The organism is Streptococcus parasalivarius (assembly GCF_054785155.1).
In genome coordinates, this window is record NZ_BAABOB010000009.1 from 46,950 (window position 1) to 67,060 (window position 20,111).

Here is a 20,111-nt window from a genome sequence, read left to right on the forward strand (position 1 = left end):
GAATAAAAAGGAGTTTATGATGAATAAGAAAAATAAAGCAAACCAAACAGCGCAGTTAGCGCTCTTGATAGCGACTATGGTTGTTATCGAAGTACTCAGTCAAACCATCTTTGCCGCTTTTGCACTTCCAATTAAACCAACCCTAACGCACATCCCAGTTATTATTGCTAGTATCGTCTATGGTCCTAAAATTGGAGCATATTTAGGCGGTTTTATGGGAATTATGAGTATTGTTCGAAACACTATCATCTATACAGTAAGTAGTTATCTTTTTAGTCCTTTTGTGGAAGGGGGAACTTGGGCATCTGCTGTCATTGCCATCGTCCCTCGCATCCTAATCGGTATTTTCCCCTACTTTGTCTACAAGTTACTTCAAAACCGTCTAGGCTTGACGCTATCTGGGGTTTTAGGTGCTTTCACAAATACATTTTTCGTACTTATTGGCATCTACTTCTTAATCCCTAACTTCTACACAGCGGGTGGTAAAACACTAATGGCAACCATTTTCACAACAAATTCGATTGCTGAAATGATTATCGCTGGCCTGCTAACCCTAAGTATCACACCTGTATTATTAAGATTGAAAAAATAAAGAAAAAACATGGTAATTACCATGTTTTTTTCTTTTAATTATGGTATAATGTAAGCGTTTAAAAATATAAAGGAGATTGCTATGTCTTACACTGAAAATTATCAAAAATGGCTCGACTTCGCTGAATTGCCTGCTTACCTTCGTGATGAGTTGGTCGCAATGGATGAAAAAACGAAAGAAGATGCCTTCTATACCAACCTTGAATTCGGTACTGCAGGTATGCGTGGTCTGATTGGTGCTGGTACTAACCGCATTAACATTTACGTTGTTCGCCAAGCAACTGAAGGTTTGGCTCAATTGATTGATTCAAAAGGGGAAGAAGCTAAAAAACGTGGTGTGGCTATCGCTTACGATAGCCGTCACTTCTCTCCTGAGTTTGCTTTTGAATCTGCTCAAGTTTTGGCTGCTCATGGTATCAAATCTTATGTATTTGAAAGCCTACGTCCAACACCTGAATTGTCATTTGCTGTTCGTCACCTCCACACATTTGCAGGTATCATGGTAACAGCTAGCCATAACCCTGCTCCATTTAATGGTTACAAAGTATACGGTGAAGATGGTGGACAAATGCCACCTGCTGATGCGGATGCATTGACAGATTACATCCGTGCTATCGAAAATCCATTCACTGTCCAATTGGCTGACCTTGAAGAAAGCAAAGCCAGTGGCTTGATTGAAGTTATCGGTGAAAACGTCGACGCTGAATATTTGAAAGAAGTGAAAGGCGTTAACATCAACCAAGACTTGATCAATGAATACGGTCGCGACATGAAGATTGTCTACACTCCACTTCATGGTACTGGTGAAATGTTGGCTCGTCGTGCTCTTGCGCAAGCTGGATTTGAAGCAGTTCAAGTTGTTGAAGCTCAAGCTGTTCCAGATGCTGACTTCTCAACTGTTAAATCTCCAAACCCTGAAAGCCAAGCTGCTTTTGCTCTTGCTGAAGAACTTGGCCGCAAAGTAGACGCTGATGTATTGGTTGCAACTGACCCAGATGCTGACCGTCTTGGTGTTGAAATCCGCCAACCAGACGGTTCTTACCTCAACCTTTCTGGTAACCAAATCGGAGCTATCATTGCTAAATATATTCTTGAAGCTCACAAAACAGCTGGTACGCTTCCTGAAAATGCTGCCCTCTGTAAATCAATCGTATCAACTGAGTTGGTAACTAAGATTGCAGAAAGCTACGGCGCGACTATGTTTAATGTCTTGACTGGTTTCAAATTTATCGGTGAAAAAATTCATGAATTTGAAACACAACACAACCATACTTACATGCTTGGTTTCGAAGAAAGCTTCGGTTATCTGATCAAACCATTCGTACGTGACAAAGATGCTATCCAAGCCGTTCTTATCGTAGCTGAAATTGCTGCTTACTACCGTTCACGTGGTATGACTTTGGCAGACGGTATCGAAGAAATCTACAAACAATATGGCTACTTCGCAGAAAAAACAATCTCTGTTACTCTTTCAGGTGTTGACGGAGCTGCTGAAATTAAGAAAATCATGGATAAATTCCGTGGAAATGCTCCTAAACAATTCAATAACACAGACATTGCTAAGACAGAAGACTTCTTGGAACAAACAGCTACTACTGCTGACGGCGTTGAAAAATTAACAACTCCTCCAAGTAACGTACTTAAATACATCTTGGCTGATGATTCATGGTTTGCCGTTCGTCCTTCAGGTACAGAACCAAAAATCAAATTCTACATTGCTACAGTTGGTGAATCTGAAGCAGATGCTAAAGAAAAAATTGCTAACATCGAAGCAGAAATCAATGCTTTCGTGGGCGAATAATACTTGAGACTTAGAGCTAAGCTCTAAGTCTTTTTTATGCATGACAATACTAGGATTACGTAAGCAAGTCATCTTTTTCATACTAAAACCACGAAACCACCTATAGATTAATCTATAGGTGGTATTTTTATGATTCAATTATAGAGCACCAACTTGTGAATGATGCTTAAACAAAGAATGAGTAGCTTCATGAATATGACGAGCAGTATCTGCATTATTCATGGTATAGAGGTGAACGCCTGCAACATCTTGCGTAACAAGGTCGACAATTTGGTCAATAGCATAGGCAAGACCTGCCGCTCTAAGTGACTCAGGGTCATGTTCATACTTATCCAAAATGGCACGGAACTTACGTGGCAAATGGATATTTTCACAAGTTTTAAGCAAACGTAGAGCTTGGTTACGATTCAAGATAGGCATAATTCCAGCATGAATTGGTACGTCAATGCCAGCCAAGGTACATTTATCTTGAAAATCATAGAAACGCTCATTATCAAAGAAGAGTTGGGTTACAAGGCTAGAACAACCTGCATCAACCTTTTTCTTGAGGTTTTGGATATCAGAGATTTGATTTGCTGAATCGGGATGCCCTTCAGGATAGCAGGCACCGATGATATCAAATTGAGGAGCTTGGTCCTTGATAAACTCAATCAAATCAGTTGCATATCTAAAATCTTTAAGAGGTTCAACACCTGGGATAATATCGCCACGTAGGGCTAAGATACGGTGTACACCAACAGCATCCAAGTCACGTAAGGTATCAGCAACCTTTTCTTTACTCAAATAGATAGCTGGAAGGTGAGCAATCGTTGGGATAGCTAGGTCATTTTGAATATGATCTGCCAAAGGAACCGTCGTCTCTTTGATATTATATTTGTTATTACTAGCTGTCACACTGATAAAGTGTGGGGCCAATCCTTGCATATCCTCGAGGGCACGTAGAATTTTTTCATTACCCACTGCTGGGTTGGGTGGAAATACTTCAAAAGAGAGTGATGGTGTTTGGCTTGTCATATTTTATACCTTCTTCTTTTTAGATTTTTGTTAAGACAAAAGCAGTTTTAAGTGCCTACTGACTTCATAAGTAGCGTACACTTGTTAATCATAGCCTGCTTGCAAAAATCTTTAGAATATTATTAGCTATTGAAAACCTTCTACACTTAAGGAAGAAGGTCTTCAACGTATGATAACTTCTGCTTACAAGTTTTCACGAGCTGCTTTTGCAGCTTCTACAAGCTTGATCAAGCTTTCTTTAGTTTCTTTGATTCCGCGAGTCTTCAAACCACAGTCAGGGTTAATCCAGACTTTACCACTTGGTACTTTAGCCAAGATTGCTTCGATAGTGTGGTCAATTTCACCGTCTTGTGGGACACGTGGTGAGTGGATATCGTAAACCCCAGGTCCAACTTCTGTTTGGAAGTTTTGTGCTTTAAGTTCATCCAAGATTTCAAGATTTGAACGACTAGCTTCAAATGAGATAACGTCAGCATCCAAGTTGTCGATGGCTGGGATGATATCTGTAAATTCTGAGTAACACATGTGAGTGTGGATTTGTGTGTCTGGTGCTACAGTTGAGTGTACCAAACGGAAAGCTGGAATTGCCCAGTCGAGGTAATCCTCATACCAGTCACTACGACGGAGTGGCAATTTTTCACGAAGAGCAGCTTCGTCAATTTGGATAATTTTCACGCCTGCAGCTTCAAGGTCAAGCACTTCGTCTTTGATTGCAAGAGCAATTTGAAGAGTCGAATCCTTAATAGAGATGTCCTCACGTGGGAATGACCAGTTAAGGATAGTTACAGGTCCAGTCAACATACCTTTAACAGGTTTGTCTGTACGGCTTTGTGCGTAGCTAGACCATTTAACAGTGATTGGGTTAAGACGAGTGACATCACCCCAAATGATTGGTGGTTTAACCCCACGCATACCGTATGATTGAACCCAACCATTTTTAGAGAAGAGGTAACCTGACAAGTTCTGACCGAAGTACTCAACCATGTCATTACGTTCAAACTCACCATGAACAAGAACGTCAAATCCAACTTCTTCTTGCCATTTAATCCATTCATCAGTGATTTCAGCAAGGAAAGCATCGTATTCTTCTTGTGACAATTCATTCTTACGGAAAGCCAAACGTTTAGCACGAACTTCCTTAGTTTGAGGGAATGAACCGATAGTTGTTGTTGGAAGCAATGGAAGTTTGAAAGCATCCTTTTGAATCGCTTCACGTTCTGCAAACGCTGGCAAACGAGTGTAATCAGCTTTGGTCAAACCTGCAATACGAGCACGAAGCTTAGCATTTTCACCAACACGCTCAGTCGCAAAGATTTCTTTGTTAGCAGCAAGTGCTTCTGCACCTTGACCATTGCGGATGGCATCCAAGTCACGCAATTCACCCAATTTTTCAACTGCAAAAGCGAAGTGGTTCAAGATAGCTGGTTCAAATTCTTCATTAGCAGTTGTAAATGGTACGTGGAGAAGTGAGCAAGAGGTTGTCAAAACAACATTTTCAGCTGGAACTTGTTCAAGAATTGCAAGGCTCTTCTCGTAGTTGTTACGCCAGATGTTTTTACCATTGACGATACCGGCATAGAGAATCTTATCAGCTGGGAAACCACCTTTAACCAATTCAAGTGTTTTCTTACCTTCAACAAAGTCAAGACCAATACCATCAACTGGCAAGTTCACAAGGTCATTGTAGACATCACGAACATCACCAAAGTAAGTTTGAATCAAAACTTCAAGGCCTTTCTTATCAGCCAAGAGCTTGTTGTAGAGGTTCAAGAAGAGAGCTTTTTCTTCAGATGTCAAATCTTTAACAAGAGCTGGCTCATCGAGTTGAATACGAGTAGCACCAAGCTCTGCCAATTTTGCAAAAACATCTTGGTATGCAGAAACAAAGCTATCTACGAAGTCTTCAGCTTTTACACCATCTTCAAAGTCAGACAATTGAAGGAAAGTGAATGGTCCAACCACAACTGGACGTGTATTAAGACCCAATTCTTTTGCTTCTTGGTACTCATCAAAAATCTTGTGACCAGCAAGTTTAACTTCTGTTGTTTTTTCAAATTTAGGAACAATGTAATGGTAGTTAGTATTAAACCATTTTTTCATAGGAAGGGCACGTACATCCCCTTTTTCACCTTGGTAACCACGCGCCAAAGCAAAGTAACGTTCAAGATCTGTCAAATCTAAGTTTTGAACAGAATCAGGTACGACGTTGAAAAGGAAAGCTGCATCAAGGAAGTTATCGTAATGTGAAAAATCATTTGAAGGAATTTCAGTAATCCCCTTCTCTTTAACAATATTCCAGTGTTTTGCACGCAAGTCTTTGGCTGCTGCTAAAAGTTCATCTGCAGTAATTTCATTTCTAAAGTATTTTTCTGTTGTAAATTTTAATTCGCGGAATTCACCCAAACGTGGGAAACCAATGATAGTAGTTGACATCTTGTGTCCTCCTCTTTGTTGTTGAACTTATCTTACCAAAGAAATGGGTAGCTGTATAATTGCTATTAGTTTTCTCTATATATAGTTTTAGACTATACCCTATAAAATAAGGGGTTTCTGACTTCCGTTATCTCCTTTTGCTTAGATATTGTTATAGCTAATAACTATATTTATTAACTTACTAGATCCCTTTTTATATCAAAAAATCCCTAGACTTTTGTCTAGAGACTCTATTATTTACTAGGATCAGAACACTAAGCTCTATAAGTGCTCAGTACCCTCTCTTGAAGCCTAGATGATGTATAAGACATATTCTCACTATTGTAACTATTCCAAATAAAATAACCAAAAACTGCCAATACTAATAAGAAACAAATTCCCAAGACGGCTAACCATATGATTTGTTTCTTTAAGCTATCATACTCACTCATATAGCCATTATGAAGTTTAATGAGTTCATTTCTTTTTTTGTTACTTGACTCTCTAGCAATAGCTATTTCTAGCTCGTACATCTGGTGCTTCCATGAATTCTTAGAAGTGCCTTTCTTCATTTTATTGTTTGAAAGGCTGCTGTTGCCTTTCTCAAAGTTATTTTTTTCAGTCATATTTCCCTCTAAAATCTTCTTTTAGTCCCTATCATTATAACATATGTAAAACTATCTGAAAAGTTCATTTTTGGTTAAAATTTTGAGAAAGATAATTAAAACATGAAAAAGAACCAGAGGGAAACTTCTTATGTTATACTCTAAGTATGCATAAGAAAACTGTTATTGATTTTAAAGAACTTGGTGTCAGACAAATCTTTACAGACGCCATTAAAGAACTAAAAACAAAGGACATTAAGGAAGTCAAACCCCTTTTAGATGAACTCGAAGCCTATCAAAATGAAGGTTATTATGCAGTAGGTTATGTTTCCTATGAAGCAGCCCCTGCCTTCGAGACAAAATTTCAGGTTATTAATGGTCCATTAATGTCTGAGTATCTCCTCTACTTCACTGTTCATGAAACTGTTCAAACAGAGCCTATTCCACTTACTTATGACCCTATTACCTTACCAAAATCTTGGCAAGAGCTAACTTCTGCTGAGGAATACAAGACTGCTATTGAGCATATACACCACCATATTCGACAAGGTGATACTTATCAGGTCAATTATACTGTTCAACTTCAACAGAACCTGACAGCTGATCCCTTTGCCATCTACAATCGATTGGTTGTTGAGCAAAATGCAGATTACAATGCCTTTATTCAGCACGATGACGTTTCTATCATTTCTATAAGTCCAGAACTCTTCTTTAAAAAAGATGGCGATAAGTTGACTACTCGTCCTATGAAAGGTACTACCAATCGAGGTTTAACAAGTGAAACTGACCTTGCACAAGCAAGATGGCTAGCTCAAGACCAGAAAAATCGCTCTGAAAATATGATGATTGTCGATCTTCTTAGAAATGACATGAATCGTATTTCTAAAATAGGAAGTGAAGATGTCAAGAGCCTTTGCCAAGTTGAACAATACTCTACAGTTTGGCAAATGACTTCGACAATTGAAACGCAACTCCTGACAAATAGAAGTTTATGCGATGTCTTCCAAGCCCTTTTTCCATGCGGATCGATTACAGGTGCCCCCAAAATAGCAACCATGGAGATTATTAAGAAGGTTGAAAAACAGCCTCGAGGTGTTTATTGTGGGGCTATTGGAATCTTGGTGCCACAGGGACCTAGTATTTTCAACGTAGCCATTCGGACACTACAAATGGAAGAAACCAAGGCTATCTATGGTGTCGGAGGGGGAATTACCTGGGACAGTAACTGGGAATCCGAATACGAAGAAACCAAGCAAAAAGCTGCTGTTCTATACCGTCAGAACCCAAAATTCGATCTCATTTCTACCGGTCGTATTCATCAAGGAAAACTTCTCTTTCTGGAGGAGCATATAAAACGTTTACAAGAGAGTAGCCGATACTTTGACTATCCTTTCAATGCAGAAAAAGCGCACTATCAAGTCGAAACTCTGTGTCAATCACTAGACCTTGACACAGACTACCGTCTTAAAATGTCCCTTGCAAAAGATGGTGAACTGAAGTTTGAACATAGCCATTTAACAAACTTATCTGATGACTTTTGCCAAGCAAGGTTAGTTGATCAAAGACATCCCTTGGATAGCCCCTATACCTTCTTTAAAACAAGTTACCGTCCTCACCTTAGTATCGAACCTCACGAACAAATCTATTATAATCACGAGGGACAACTCCTAGAAACTTCTATCGGTAACATCGTTCTTAAAATCGAAGACCAACTCTACACACCACCAGTTCACCTCGGCCTCTTAAATGGCATCTACAGACAAAGTCTTATAGCTGAAAATAAGCTGAAAGAAAAAGTCCTGACTGTAAAAGATCTGAAACAGGCTCAGGCCATCTACGGATGTAATGCGGTGAGAGGCTTGTATGAATTGAAGGTGGAGAAAGATAATTATATCTAAACAAAAGAAGCGAGTTCTTTGTACTCTCCTACACCTACTAAAGACAAAAGAAACTTCAATTTTCTATTGGTTAAAAAATCAACCATTTAGTAGTAAAATAAAGTATAATACTTACTGATAGTTATTCCAGTTATCTTGACTGAAATGACGAACTATTTGGCTTTAAATTTATTAGCCTTAAAACTGAGTAACAATTTAGAAAGGATACAAACCTTAAATGAAAAAATTTAAAGGCTTGACTTCTGCTGAAGTTCAAGCAAGTAAAAACGCCCATGGCGATAATAGGCTTTCTAGTAAAGAGGCTAACTCGCTCCTCTCAATCTTTATCGAAGCCTTCCAAGATCAATGGATTCTTATCCTCTTGGCTGCCTTAGGATTAAAAATCATCTTCAACTTTGTTGGAATGATTTTCCCTGCTATTGGTGAAGCTAATTGGTACGAGGCTATCTCACTAATTTTCGCCATTTTGATGTCTACAGGATTCTCAGCAGTCTCACAATACCGAAATGAGCAAAAATTCAACACTCTTCAAGAAGAGGCTTCAAAAACTAACGCTAAGGTTTATCGTGACGGTAAACTTAAAGAAGTTCTCGTTGATGATATTGTAAAAGGTGATCAGATTCTCCTCCAATCAGGAGACAAGATTCCAGTTGATGGTATCATCTTGGAAGGTGAGTTAAAAGTCAACCAAGCTGTCCTTAATGGTGAAAGTGAAGATGCTAAAAAACTTCCTCTTGGTGATCAAAAAGAGCCAGACTCTTCGGATCTCTTTACAGAGCTCAAAGTCTTCCGTGGTACAGTTGTTACTTCGGGTGAAGCTGTTATGGAAGCTACACAAATTGGTGATAACACCGTTCTTGGAAGCATCAATACTTCTCTTCAAGAAGATAGTAAAGATTCACCATCTAAAGAGAAACTTAACAAGCTTGCTGGTAATATCGGTGTCCTCGGTTATAGTGCAGGTGCTGCATACTCAGTAATCAACCTTGTCTTAGGCTTTATTGCCCTTAATAAGGCTAATAACCTCAATGGTGGTTCAATCTTCCTTCTTATCATTGAAACGATTCTCTTTGCAGTTACAATCATCATCATGGCTGTTCCAGAAGGTCTACCAATGATGTTGGCACTCGTTTCTTCAATGAACTCAGGTCGACTTTTAGCACAAAATATCTTGGTTCGCCATCCTGATACCATTGAAACAGCCGGATACATGAATATCCTCTTCAGTGATAAGACTGGTACCATCACAGAAGGTAAACTATCTGTAGTTGACTTTTTCCTTGCTGATGGTACACTTTATGCGGCAACTGGTGAAACTGATGCGCCTGATTTTGACACAATGTCAGATAGCCTTAAAGCTGAAATGATTAATGGTATCGGTCTTAACAACGATGCCATGGTAGCTGATGGCAGTGCTGTTGGTAGTAATGCCACTGACCGTGCACTTCTTGATTTCCTTATTGGCCGTTCTCAACTTGATTTCGATACGAACACAATTACTGAGAAGCAACAATTCAACTCAGCAACAAAATTCGCAAGTGTAACGACTAAGGACGGAAAAACTTACATCAAAGGTGCTCCAGAATTCATCCTAAATGACTGCTACTACTATCTTGATAAAGATGGTAATAAACAAAACTTTACAGATGATATTAAAGCTCGTTTCCAAGTATTGTCATTGGAACAAGCTAACCGTTCAATGCGTTTGCTTGCTATCCTAAATACAGATGGTAATGATAAAGTCTTGATTGGTATCGTATGTATCCGTGATAACGTTCGTTCTTCAATTAAACAAACTGTTGAAACAATGAACCGTGCGGGTGTTCAAGTAGTTATGGTAACTGGTGACCGTAAAGAAACCGCTGTTGCTATCGCTAAAGAAGCCGGTATCGTCACTGGAGAAAATGACCTCGTCCTTACTCACGATGAACTCTCTGCCCTCTCAGATCAAGAACTTAAACAACAATTGCCTCACTTAAAAGTGGTAAGTCGTGCCCTTCCAATGGATAAAAAACGTCTTATTGAGGCAGCTCAAGACCTTGATATGGTCGCTGGTATGACAGGTGATGGGGTCAATGACTCACCTGCCCTAAAATCAGCTGATGTCGGTTTCTCAATGGGTGATGGTACTGAAGTTGCACGTGAAGCTTCAGATATCGTTATCTTGAATAACTCATTGACTTCGATTGAAAAAGCCGTCCTCTATGGACGTACTATGAGTAAGTCAGTAAGTAAATTCATTATCTTCCAGTTAACCGTAAACGTGACGACTATTGCCATGTCACTTCTCTCACCACTTTTGGGCCTCAAAGAGCCATTTACAATTATCCAAATTCTCTGGATTAACCTTATCATGGACACACTTGCTGCCCTTGCCTTTGGTGAAGAGCCTACGCTAGACCGTTATATGAATGAAAAACCAGTTCCTAAGAAGGCAAACATTCTTACTGGATATATGAAATCTGCTATTGGTGTAGCCAGCGTCTTCATTACTCTTGTATGCTTAGCCATTCTTAAAAATGTTGGTGGTATCCAAGACTTTATCACAAATGGAACTGGCAACTTTGAAATGGTAACAACATTCACATTTACAGTATTTATCTATGCTGTCATCTTCAACTCACTTAACACACGTAGTAATGGATTCAATGTTTTTGAACATATCGGCGAAAACAAAAAATTCTCAATTGTAATGATTTCTATTGCTGTCGTTCAAACCTTGATTATTCAATTCGGTGGTAAAGTATTTAGTACCGTTCCAATGGATGTTGAACACTATATGGTTGCTCTTCTTATCGCAGTTTTGATTATCCCTGCAGATTTAATTCGAAAAGCTCTAACTAAAAACAAATAAGATCTGTTTAAGGCAATACAAAACTTCAAGGTGACAAAAAGGATTGGGGATTAACCCAATCCTTTTTAATAAATTCTGAAGGTAACCTATAAAAAAATAATAAGAGCAATATTATTCTCCTATTACTCTATAACAAAAAGGCTTTAATAAGCCTTTTTGTTATATCCTGATTTATTAAGTAACTCTACTTAAACTGACTAGGAGCCCCTGTATAACCTGCCCAATCCTTACTATAAAAGCGGTCGTTCAGGTTATAGCTAGGTGCAGATGTTGGATTACTTACAAATGGATCAACAGCCTTGTCAAAGGCTACCCACCCTTTCCATCCCATATGAATGGTATCTTGCATAAAGTAAGGTTGATCTCCATCTTTTGAGAAGTCTGCAATATTGGTAAAGCCTTGACTTTCCAATTGATAACGGATTTTAGAAACCGTAGCATCATACATTTCTTGACTAAGTCCCGTATAAGCCATCCACTTGCTATTAACAGGTGGGATGACAAAAATGACATTAGTATTTGACTTAGCAAATTGATTTAGCACCAACTGTAGGTCACCGTATTCTTGTGAAACTTCATAAGAAAGATTTTTCTGGAAACCTTTAAGTTTACCAATCTTCTTAGATAAGCGTTTCTTATAAAAACGGTCATCAATACCAAAGTCATTTGATTTGGTATGGGCTTCTGCATCTCTTACAGCAACCTGATCAAGTGCCTCATAAGAGAGCTTGTCAGGCAACTCTTTAAGATAAGGAAGAACTTTCTTCTCGTAATTAGCGTTATTTGAGGCTGCTAAAGGACTAAACAAGGCATCTTCTCGCTTATTAAGCTCTGCCATAAATTGAATATAAGTCTTATCAAGTGAATTTAACTCTTGCCCCTTAGCCACTTTAGAAAGTTGAGATTTCATAGTAATCTCAGGCTTCATCTCTAAGATACGTTGAGCTGCATACTGAGAATTTGCATCCGTCTGATTTTGACTTAGGAAACTACTAAGTTGGTCGTTATTGTAGAACTGCTGGAAAGCCGCAGAATTGTATCCTTTTTTAGTAAACCATTGTGGAGATAAAACATAAACTGCTGTACCATTTTGCAATTCGGGAAGCATTTGTTGCATTCCCAAATATTGGTTTAGAGAGGCTGCTCCACGTTGTCCAATAAAATATGGGCGATAGTTACGGTCGTACTTTTCAGCTAAAACAGCTGGATGAAGGGCATCAAAACGCAACCACTCACTTGACCCAAAGAAAGGGACAAATCGATGCTTCTTATCTGAAAGAGCTATAGTTTTGTTCATCCGACTCTTAAAGTTTTCATTTGTCAGTGTTACTGCACTACGTTTTTCAGCCTCATAACTATGTTTTCTGCCTTGTGGGTAGGTATATATAACTACCACTACCAAGACCAAGGCACAAATTACTGGACCAAAAATCTGCCATAAACGCTTAAGCATTGCGAAGCTCCGTTACCCCTTCAACAATCTTATTAGCTGTGTTCCAGTCATCACGACCAAATTCTGAAACTGGTACACGAATATCGAAACGTGATTCCAATTCAACGATTAGCTCAACTGTTCCCATTGAGTCGAGAACACCAGCATCGAAAAGGTCTTCGTCCATCATGTCAGAAACATCTTCCATGAAGAGTTCATCAATAATTTCAATAACTTCTGATTTTACATCCATTTTTTATAATTCCTTTACTTATTTTTTAGTGAACCAGAGGTCATTCAAGAATCCAGAGAAAATCAAGAATGACAACATAACAGTGTTAAATGTAATAAAGATTCCCAAAGCCTTCGTCCATCTATTTTCAGGAAGTGGCTCAAGACCAGCTTTCTTACGTTCTTTATTAATGGTCTTCTTTTTGCGCAACCAGGCATCATTAAGTCCTAGACCAATACCATGGAAAATACCGTAAGCAATGTAGTACCAAGTAACCCCATGCCAGAATCCCATAACCATCATATTAATGACATAGGCCACATTTGAAGTCGTGTTACGATTTTTGAAAACTTTATTTCGCATCAAAACCATAACCAAACGCATAAAGATAAAGTCACGGAACCAGAAAGACAAGCTCATATGCCAACGATTCCAAAATTCTTTCAAGTCTCGTGAGATGAAAGGTTTGTCAAAGTTGATTGGGCTCTTAATCCCCATAAGGTTAGATGCTGCCAAGGCAAACATCGAGTAACCCGCAAAGTCAAAGAAGAGATCAAAACCGAAAACATACATAACACCAAGTGTTGGTAAATTAAAGATACCACCTTGAGCCAATGCTTGTGCTTTCAGTGAAGGCAAGAGCATACTTCCGAAAATCTGCGCCAAAACAAACTTATAGAGGAAACCAAGCATGATATATTTTACAGCTTGCTCCAACATATTCATAAGCTCGTCTCGCTCAGGAATTGCTTGATAGTCTTCGTTAAAGCGTCTGAAGCGATCAATGGGACCACTCGTAAAGGTTGGCATAAAGAGCATGAATCGGAGGAACTCTCCAAGTGTAAACTCTTTAAGGACACCATCCCGCATCTCGATAATCATTCCAACTGATCGGAAGGTCAAGTAAGAAATACCAAGAAAGTTTAAAAGCGACTGAGTACCATTTATCACAGGCTCTACCTTAACAAAAATCAAGGGAAGGACTACAAGAAACGAGTGTAAATAGAAAACCCATTTATTATCTTTTTGACTGCGGTAATGTTTGTATGAATAAACCCAGATGATTTGCCAAATAATATAAAAGAGCAAGGCTAGTAATTGACTAGCATGTGTTCCTGTCAGAGCAAGAACAATAAAGGCTAGACTTACCAAACATTCATAAATCGCAAAACGCTTTTTAAAGAAGAGGCCCACAAAGATTGGCAATAGAGCTAATCCAAGGTAGATGAAATAGAAGGGATTACCGTAGGCTTCTAAATGAGGTAGCTGTTTCAAGAAGTCTATCATCGGTTGTTAACCTCACTGATAAGACCCTTGATATCAATCTTCCCATTTGGTGTCAAAGGCAAACTCTCACGATAGAGAAACTTGGTTGGCATCATGTAAGACATCATGATATCTTCTAAGTCAGCCTTGATAGCCTTAGTAATATCGATATCACGTTCGAACTGCTCACGAACGCCATCCTTAAGAATCACATAAGCCAAGAGGTTCTGAACCTTATGGTCTTTATTGTAACGTGGTACAGCTACTGCTGAATCAATGTACTTAGACTTATTAAGGTTTTGTGAAACATCCTCTAACTCAATACGGAAACCATTAAATTTAATCTGGAAGTCCATACGGCCACCGTAAAGAAGGAGACCTTCATCAGTCATCGTTCCTACATCACCAGTATGGTAAGCAGGAAGGCCATTAAACTCGAAGAAGGCTTCAGCAGTCTTTTCAGGATTATTCATGTAGCCTTTGGAAACTGCTGGTCCTGATACAATGATTTCACCCTGTTGACCATTTGGAAGGATCTTCCCATCCTCATCGATAATATAAGTTGGTGAATCTTCCTTGGTATAACCAATCGGCAAACGCTTAAGGTTAGCTAGCATCTCATCAGTTACTGCTACTGCTGATAAGGCTACTGTTGCCTCAGTTGGTCCGTAAGCATTGATAATACGTGCCTCTGGGAAACGTTGGCGAAGCTTTTGAGCAGTCTTGACAGTCAACTCTTCTCCATCAAAATAGAAATGCGTAATTTCCGGCATCTTCTCAGCATTGAAGTCTTCAGACAACATTGCCATATCTGCAAATGATGGGGTCGATGTCCAAATAGCAATTGGAAGTGAGAAAATCGTTTCAAAGAGCTTCTTGAAGTCCTGCGTAATGGCTGAAGGAAGTGCATAGAGTGTTCCTCCAAGTGCCAATGTAGGTGCCCAGTACATTACCGATAGGTCAAATGAGTAAGGCGGTTGCGCCAACATTTGGGGACGTTTTGGAGTCGCAAATTCCTTGTCCGTAATCATCCAGTTAGTGAAACTAAGGAGATTTTTATGAGAAATTTGTACCCCTTTAGGCTTACCTGTAGTTCCTGATGTGAAGATGATGTAATAAGTATCATCACCCTTAACAGGATGAGTCACTTCATAGCTAGTCTTACTTTCAAAAGCAGTCGTCACTTGGTCCAATGTTAAGATTGGCGCTTGAACATCCTCAAGTGGGAAGTCATTAATAGCAATAATCAGACTAGGCTCTGCTACTTCTACGATAGCCGTCACGCGCTCAAGAGCTGAGTGACTATCAATTGGAATATAAGCGTGACCAGATTTAGTTAAAGCTACAAAAGTTGCCAACATTTCATACTCTTGACCACCATAAACCACAACAGGTGATTTTTCTGGAATGTCAAGACTATCGATCTTGGCAGCTAGGCTATCCGAATCAGCTTTTAAGTCACCGTAAGTATGAACTTCCCCTAAAATATTGTAAACAGGAAACTCAGGTTGTGATTGAGCAAACTGCTCAATCGTTTCAATCATATCTTTAATTTTTGTATTCGTCATTATTCTTCCTAAAATTCGTTATAGATAAAATTACCTTGACCTTGTCCTAGGTAATTGTAGAGATAAATTAGGGCCATAAAAATGGCGAAATAAAGCAAGGTTTGTCCTAAAAATACTAGGACGTTTTTGTGTTTTAACATTCTAATTTTCGATACCTTTTTTTATATAATATCCTCTCTAGTTTACCATCTTATCACCATTTTTTCCAATAAAAAAGAAAAAATAACTAAATTTCATTTCTTTTTCATCAATAGGTTTTAGTGATAAATGGTTAGCTAAAATGATAAAAAAAACAGAGCCTAAAAGCTCTGTCAGATTTAACTATTTTGTGTCTTTTGGGCTGTCTGCATTCGATAGTACATTCCCCTAGCTTGCATCAGTTGTTCATGGGTTCCATGTTCAACGATATCCCCATTATTCATGACCAAAATAAGGTCCGCATTTTCAATGGTAGATAATCGATGGGCAATGATGAAACTTGTTCGACCTTTCATTAATTTAGCGAAGGCCTCTTGAATGAGAAGCTCTGTACGTGTATCGATACTAGAAGTGGCTTCATCTAAGATTAAGATTTTAGGCACATTGACAAATATGCGAGCAATGGTCAAAAGCTGACGTTGTCCCTGAGAAAGCGATTGACCCGCATCATTTAAGTAGGTGTCATAGCCTTGGGGCAACTGCTTAATAAAGAAATCTGCATTGGCAGCCTTAGCCGCTGCTATAACTTCTTCACGACTGGCTTCTGGATTACCGTAAGCAATATTATCATGGATAGTGCCGACCTCAAGCCAAGTTTCCTGTAGAACCATCCCAATCTGCTTGCGAAGACTCTCACGGGTATAATCTGTAATAGGTCTACCGTCTAGTAAAATTTGACCCTTTTCCAAATCATAGAAACGCATGAGCAGGTTAATAAGAGTAGATTTGCCTGCTCCTGTAGGGCCAACAATGGCAACAGTACTTGCCGCAGGTATATCAATGCTCAAATCCTTGATAAGAGGTTTATTAGGCAAATAACCAAATTGAACATGATCAAATTTAAAACGTCCTTGCACATCTGCTTCTTCCAAAACCACATTGCCTGTTTCTGGTATTTCATCTTCATCTAAAATCATATAAAGGCGGTCGGCACAAGCCAAAGCACTTTGAAGTTCTGAAAGAACAGACGAAATGTCATTGAAAGGCTTCGTATACTGAGTGACATAGTTTAGGAAGGTAGTCAATTGTCCCACTGTAAATGCGCCACCTGACATGATACGATAGGCTCCAACACCTGCAATGAGAGCATAAATCAGACTATTAACAAAGCGTGTAGCTGGGTTAACCGCTGACGAATAAAAGATGGCTCCCTGTGAATAATCAGCATACTTACCATTGACGTCTTTAAAACTCCTAACCATCTGGTCTTGAGCATTTAAACTCTGTACTAAGGCTTCTTGAGTCAAACTTTCCTCAATCAACTGAGTCTGCATGCCTCGCCATTTGGTTTGATTGCGATAGAGTTGATAGCTCTTCTTAGCGATAAAACGTGCCACAAGCATTGACAGGGGTGTCATCACTAGAACTAAGAGCATCATGAACCAGTCCAAACGAGCCATGGTAATGATAATAACAAATATGGTCAAAAGCCCGACGAAAAATTGGTTAAAGACCATGAGAAGTCCGTTATTTAATTGGTCACTATCTGTAGTCACACGGCTAACCATATCTCCAGTTCCTTGACGGTCCAGGTAACTGAGAGGCATGGCATGAATTTTCAGCATGACTCTCTCACGTAAACTTTCACTATAAGAATAAATCAAACTGTTATAAATTAAAGGATTTAGCCACTGAATCGCACTATTGGCTATGACAACTACAAGCATCTGCCATATTAAACGTGACATCAAAAGAACGGCATTCATCTTAAGAACAGCATCAACTGCATCACCAATTAAGATAGGTAAGTAAACCGTTAAGGCAACTTGAATAATGGTCCCAACAGTTGCTAAGGCAAAGAGGTAACGCTGGCTTAAGATATCTCTGCTTAAACGTTTAAGCGTCGATTTATTATTTCTAGCCTTCATCAGCGACCTCCTTTTGGTGTTGAGAATAATGAATGTCTTGATAGAGTTTATTAGTGTTAAGCAATGCTTCATGATTTCCCAAGCCAACTTGATGCCCCTTATCAAGCACCAAAATTTGATCAACTGCTTTTAGGCTATTTGTTCTTTGAGAAATAATAATCAAACTAGTTGATTTAAGATTATCTCTAATAGCCGCTAGTAGGCGACTTTCAGTCAGGTAATCTAGGGCTGAGGTTGAGTCATCCAAAATCAAGAACGGCTCTGGTCTCATCAGCGCACGCGCAATAGTCAAGCGCTGACGTTGACCACCTGAAAAATTACGGCCAAATGACTCAACTGGCTCATCTAAACCAAGGTCCTTGTCTTTTACGAAGTCAACAGCCTGAGCCATGTCAAGAGCATGCCATAATTCCTTATCACTTGGTTCGTGATCAAGTCCTAGTGATAAGTTTGAACGAATGGTTCCCCTAAATAACTCAGCTTTTTGAGGGACATAAGCAACCCAAGAACGCCACTCTTTAAGATTTTTTGGTGATTGTTGATTTTTGAAAACAGCTAAAGAACCAATCTGAGGTTGATATAAGTTCATGATTAAGTTTACCAAGGTCGATTTACCCGAACCAGTACCACCAATAATACCCAGTGACTCACCTCTAGCAATCTTTAAATCAATCTCTTGTAGTGCCGGTTGACTAGCTGTCGGATAGGTAAAAGTCATGTGGTCAATAGCAAGTCCTGTTTCCGACTGATCTGGTTTTCTTAGTGTTAAAGGTGCCTCAATATCCTCATCTTGGAGTTCAAAAATAGCTTGTACCCTTTTCGCCGAAATAAAGCTCTGGTTAAGATTGGTCAACATCATAGCCAATTTAAGAAGCTCCGTCAAAATTTGCAAGAGATAATTGACCAGAGCAATCAACATCCCTTGAGACAGGAATCCCACTTGAATTTGCAGATTTCCTTGCCAAAGGACAGCAATCAAAGTCATATTAACAACTAAGAAAGTCAAAGGACCAATGAGACTTGCTATCACACCTGTTTCTAGTTGCCACTTCTTCAGGTCTTTATTAACAGTCGTGAAGTTATCTAATTCACGCTCACTCTGACCAAAGGCACGAATAACCCTCATACCTTCAAGTTGTTGACGCGTATTAGTAACAATTGACTCATTAATCACTCGTATCTTGGCATATAAAGGATTGACGACGCGACTGGCTAATACAATGATAAGGGTCAATACCAAGACCATACCCAGAAACAAGAGGGTCAAGCGCGGACTGATTCGGAATGCCATAATAATGGCTCCCGTCACAATAATCGGTGCCCTCAAAAAGAGCCTCAAAAATTGATTGATCCCCGTTTGGATTTGAAAGGTATCACCAGTCAGGCGTGTTACCAAACTTGAAGTTCCAATCTCATCCCGCTTTTCCTTTGATAAACGCATGATTTTCGCATAGACGTCATTAGTCAACACTCGCGCATAACCAACTGCTGCTCTTGATGAAAAATACTGTGCTGAAATAGCAACGACAACACCAATAACGGCAAGTCCAAACAAGACAAAAATCATCAAAAAGAGATGATTTTTGTCTTTATTTGGAATAGTTGTGTCGACAATTCCAGCAATGACTAGTGGGACCAAAAGTTCGAAACTGGCTTCGATTAATTTAAAAACGGGTCCCAGGATGCTGTCTTTGACATATCCTTTAAAATAAACTAATAATGCTTTCATTTGTCTTTCCTTAAGAATGAAGCGTATCCTCTTAGAGACGAGAGAACATACGCATCAAAAAGAGGTTAAACTGCACTTCTTTGGCGTAATAAATATTTCCGCCATTTGTATAAAGTTTTCCGCCACCATAGTACATGGCAACCGGTTGGTAATAGGTGTAAGTTTCTCCACTGATATTTCCTAGACTCGGAGCAACGACATTTTTTGAATAAGCTTTTGCTAATTCGACGGTGTTAACTCCACCATTATCGGCCACATAATCGATATAGGCCTTACCAAAATTATAAGCTTGTACTGCTGTCCAAGGATCCACCTTATGGTGGGCAGCTTCTTCCAGATTTTCTGACAGCACCGTCACCCCTTGACGAATACTTTCTTTTCGATCTGTGATGGAGTTAGTCACTCCTGTAGAACTTTCACTGGACTGCATCACGTCATCTGTCTTCCCCTTGGTTTCTGTGTAGATCATAGCCAACACCAAATCGACATTGGTTGTATTATCAATGTCGTCCTCAGCCAATACCTCCTTAACCATGGATTCATAGGTTAAGACATGTTGAACATTGGCATGGATTCGATAACATTGGATACCTATGATGAGGACTACGACAAAAACCGCCAGACGTCTTATCCATTTAAACAT

At 39.2% G+C, this 20,111-nt stretch carries 15 protein-coding genes; 4 read left to right on the forward strand and 11 right to left on the reverse strand.

The genetic code is table 11. The features are described from left to right. The first annotated feature begins 19 nt into the window (after window positions 1-19). Together ACYVQ1_RS08985 and ACYVQ1_RS08990 are read left to right on the forward strand one after the other, a co-directional pair. Window positions 20-592 carry an ECF transporter S component gene (locus tag ACYVQ1_RS08985; RefSeq protein ID WP_461250466.1) on the forward strand — a complete coding sequence of 191 codons (573 nt, stop codon included), beginning with the start codon at window positions 20-22 and terminating at the stop codon, window positions 590-592. An 81-nt stretch (window positions 593-673) separates the two neighbouring features. After that, a complete protein-coding gene (locus tag ACYVQ1_RS08990) occupies window positions 674-2,392 on the forward strand; it encodes a phospho-sugar mutase (RefSeq protein ID WP_049546052.1) in 1,719 nt (572 codons plus the stop codon). A 138-nt stretch (window positions 2,393-2,530) separates the two neighbouring features. On the opposite strand, the gene metF is transcribed toward ACYVQ1_RS08990, so the two are convergent. The 3 genes from metF to ACYVQ1_RS09005 form a co-directional block, all read right to left on the reverse strand. After that, window positions 2,531-3,406, reverse strand: a complete 876-nt coding sequence (metF, locus tag ACYVQ1_RS08995) for a methylenetetrahydrofolate reductase [NAD(P)H] (protein ID WP_461250467.1) — start codon at window positions 3,404-3,406, stop codon at window positions 2,531-2,533. Between the two features lie 183 nt (window positions 3,407-3,589). Next, a complete protein-coding gene (metE, locus tag ACYVQ1_RS09000) occupies window positions 3,590-5,839 on the reverse strand; it encodes a 5-methyltetrahydropteroyltriglutamate--homocysteine S-methyltransferase (protein WP_461250468.1) in 2,250 nt (749 codons plus the stop codon). Between the two features lie 254 nt (window positions 5,840-6,093). Then, entirely contained in the window at window positions 6,094-6,444 is a 351-nt protein-coding gene (locus ACYVQ1_RS09005; RefSeq protein ID WP_461250469.1) for a hypothetical protein, read from the reverse strand. A gap of 146 nt (window positions 6,445-6,590) precedes the next feature. On the opposite strand from ACYVQ1_RS09005, the gene pabB reads away from it, so the two are divergent. Together pabB and ACYVQ1_RS09015 are read left to right on the forward strand one after the other, a co-directional pair. Continuing rightward, on the forward strand, window positions 6,591-8,321 hold the full coding sequence (gene pabB, locus ACYVQ1_RS09010) for an aminodeoxychorismate synthase component I (RefSeq protein ID WP_461250470.1): 1,731 nt from the start codon (window positions 6,591-6,593) through the stop codon (window positions 8,319-8,321). 217 nt (window positions 8,322-8,538) lie between these two features. Then, window positions 8,539-11,175, forward strand: a complete 2,637-nt coding sequence (locus tag ACYVQ1_RS09015; protein WP_461250471.1) for a calcium-translocating P-type ATPase, PMCA-type — start codon at window positions 8,539-8,541, stop codon at window positions 11,173-11,175. A gap of 184 nt (window positions 11,176-11,359) precedes the next feature. On the opposite strand, the gene dltD is transcribed toward ACYVQ1_RS09015, so the two are convergent. The 8 genes from dltD to ACYVQ1_RS09055 form a co-directional block, all read right to left on the reverse strand. Further along, window positions 11,360-12,628: a D-alanyl-lipoteichoic acid biosynthesis protein DltD gene (gene dltD / locus ACYVQ1_RS09020; RefSeq protein WP_461250472.1), complete on the reverse strand. Its 1,269-nt coding sequence runs from the start codon at window positions 12,626-12,628 to the stop codon at window positions 11,360-11,362. After that, window positions 12,621-12,860, reverse strand: a complete 240-nt coding sequence (gene dltC / locus ACYVQ1_RS09025; RefSeq protein ID WP_002891149.1) for a D-alanine--poly(phosphoribitol) ligase subunit DltC — start codon at window positions 12,858-12,860, stop codon at window positions 12,621-12,623. The genes dltD and dltC overlap by 8 nt, the downstream gene beginning before the upstream one ends. 18 nt (window positions 12,861-12,878) lie before the next feature. After that, on the reverse strand, window positions 12,879-14,126 hold the full coding sequence (gene dltB / locus ACYVQ1_RS09030; protein ID WP_461250473.1) for a D-alanyl-lipoteichoic acid biosynthesis protein DltB: 1,248 nt from the start codon (window positions 14,124-14,126) through the stop codon (window positions 12,879-12,881). Beyond that, window positions 14,123-15,673 carry a D-alanine--poly(phosphoribitol) ligase subunit DltA gene (gene dltA, locus ACYVQ1_RS09035; protein ID WP_461250474.1) on the reverse strand — a complete coding sequence of 517 codons (1,551 nt, stop codon included), beginning with the start codon at window positions 15,671-15,673 and terminating at the stop codon, window positions 14,123-14,125. The genes dltB and dltA overlap by 4 nt, the downstream gene beginning before the upstream one ends. A gap of 8 nt (window positions 15,674-15,681) precedes the next feature. Further along, entirely contained in the window at window positions 15,682-15,813 is a 132-nt protein-coding gene (locus ACYVQ1_RS09040; protein ID WP_002885174.1) for a teichoic acid D-Ala incorporation-associated protein DltX, read from the reverse strand. A 177-nt stretch (window positions 15,814-15,990) separates the two neighbouring features. Next, entirely contained in the window at window positions 15,991-17,739 is a 1,749-nt protein-coding gene (locus tag ACYVQ1_RS09045; protein WP_461250475.1) for an ABC transporter ATP-binding protein, read from the reverse strand. After that, the gene (locus ACYVQ1_RS09050) at window positions 17,729-19,468 is read right to left on the reverse strand and encodes an ABC transporter ATP-binding protein (RefSeq protein ID WP_461250476.1); all 1,740 of its coding nucleotides are present in this window, start codon (window positions 19,466-19,468) and stop codon (window positions 17,729-17,731) included. Before ACYVQ1_RS09050 ends, ACYVQ1_RS09045 begins: the two co-directional genes overlap by 11 nt. A 31-nt stretch (window positions 19,469-19,499) precedes the next feature. Further along, window positions 19,500-20,111: a lysozyme family protein gene (locus tag ACYVQ1_RS09055; protein WP_175061333.1), complete on the reverse strand. Its 612-nt coding sequence runs from the start codon at window positions 20,109-20,111 to the stop codon at window positions 19,500-19,502.

What these genes read in the sequence shown, in the direction of transcription:
- ACYVQ1_RS08985 (WP_461250466.1), top strand. Translation starts at nt 20, where the DNA reads ATGAATAAGAAAAATAAAGCAAACCAAACAGCGCAGTTAGCGCTCTTG.
- ACYVQ1_RS08990 (WP_049546052.1), top strand. Translation starts at nt 674, where the DNA reads ATGTCTTACACTGAAAATTATCAAAAATGGCTCGACTTCGCTGAATTG.
- metF (WP_461250467.1), bottom strand. Translation starts at nt 3,406, where the DNA reads ATGACAAGCCAAACACCATCACTCTCTTTTGAAGTATTTCCACCCAAC.
- metE (WP_461250468.1), bottom strand. Translation starts at nt 5,839, where the DNA reads ATGTCAACTACTATCATTGGTTTCCCACGTTTGGGTGAATTCCGCGAA.
- ACYVQ1_RS09005 (WP_461250469.1), bottom strand. Translation starts at nt 6,444, where the DNA reads ATGACTGAAAAAAATAACTTTGAGAAAGGCAACAGCAGCCTTTCAAAC.
- pabB (WP_461250470.1), top strand. Translation starts at nt 6,591, where the DNA reads ATGCATAAGAAAACTGTTATTGATTTTAAAGAACTTGGTGTCAGACAA.
- ACYVQ1_RS09015 (WP_461250471.1), top strand. Translation starts at nt 8,539, where the DNA reads ATGAAAAAATTTAAAGGCTTGACTTCTGCTGAAGTTCAAGCAAGTAAA.
- dltD (WP_461250472.1), bottom strand. Translation starts at nt 12,628, where the DNA reads ATGCTTAAGCGTTTATGGCAGATTTTTGGTCCAGTAATTTGTGCCTTG.
- dltC (WP_002891149.1), bottom strand. Translation starts at nt 12,860, where the DNA reads ATGGATGTAAAATCAGAAGTTATTGAAATTATTGATGAACTCTTCATG.
- dltB (WP_461250473.1), bottom strand. Translation starts at nt 14,126, where the DNA reads ATGATAGACTTCTTGAAACAGCTACCTCATTTAGAAGCCTACGGTAAT.
- dltA (WP_461250474.1), bottom strand. Translation starts at nt 15,673, where the DNA reads ATGACGAATACAAAAATTAAAGATATGATTGAAACGATTGAGCAGTTT.
- ACYVQ1_RS09040 (WP_002885174.1), bottom strand. Translation starts at nt 15,813, where the DNA reads ATGTTAAAACACAAAAACGTCCTAGTATTTTTAGGACAAACCTTGCTT.
- ACYVQ1_RS09045 (WP_461250475.1), bottom strand. Translation starts at nt 17,739, where the DNA reads ATGAAGGCTAGAAATAATAAATCGACGCTTAAACGTTTAAGCAGAGAT.
- ACYVQ1_RS09050 (WP_461250476.1), bottom strand. Translation starts at nt 19,468, where the DNA reads ATGAAAGCATTATTAGTTTATTTTAAAGGATATGTCAAAGACAGCATC.
- ACYVQ1_RS09055 (WP_175061333.1), bottom strand. Translation starts at nt 20,111, where the DNA reads ATGTTTAAATGGATAAGACGTCTGGCGGTTTTTGTCGTAGTCCTCATC.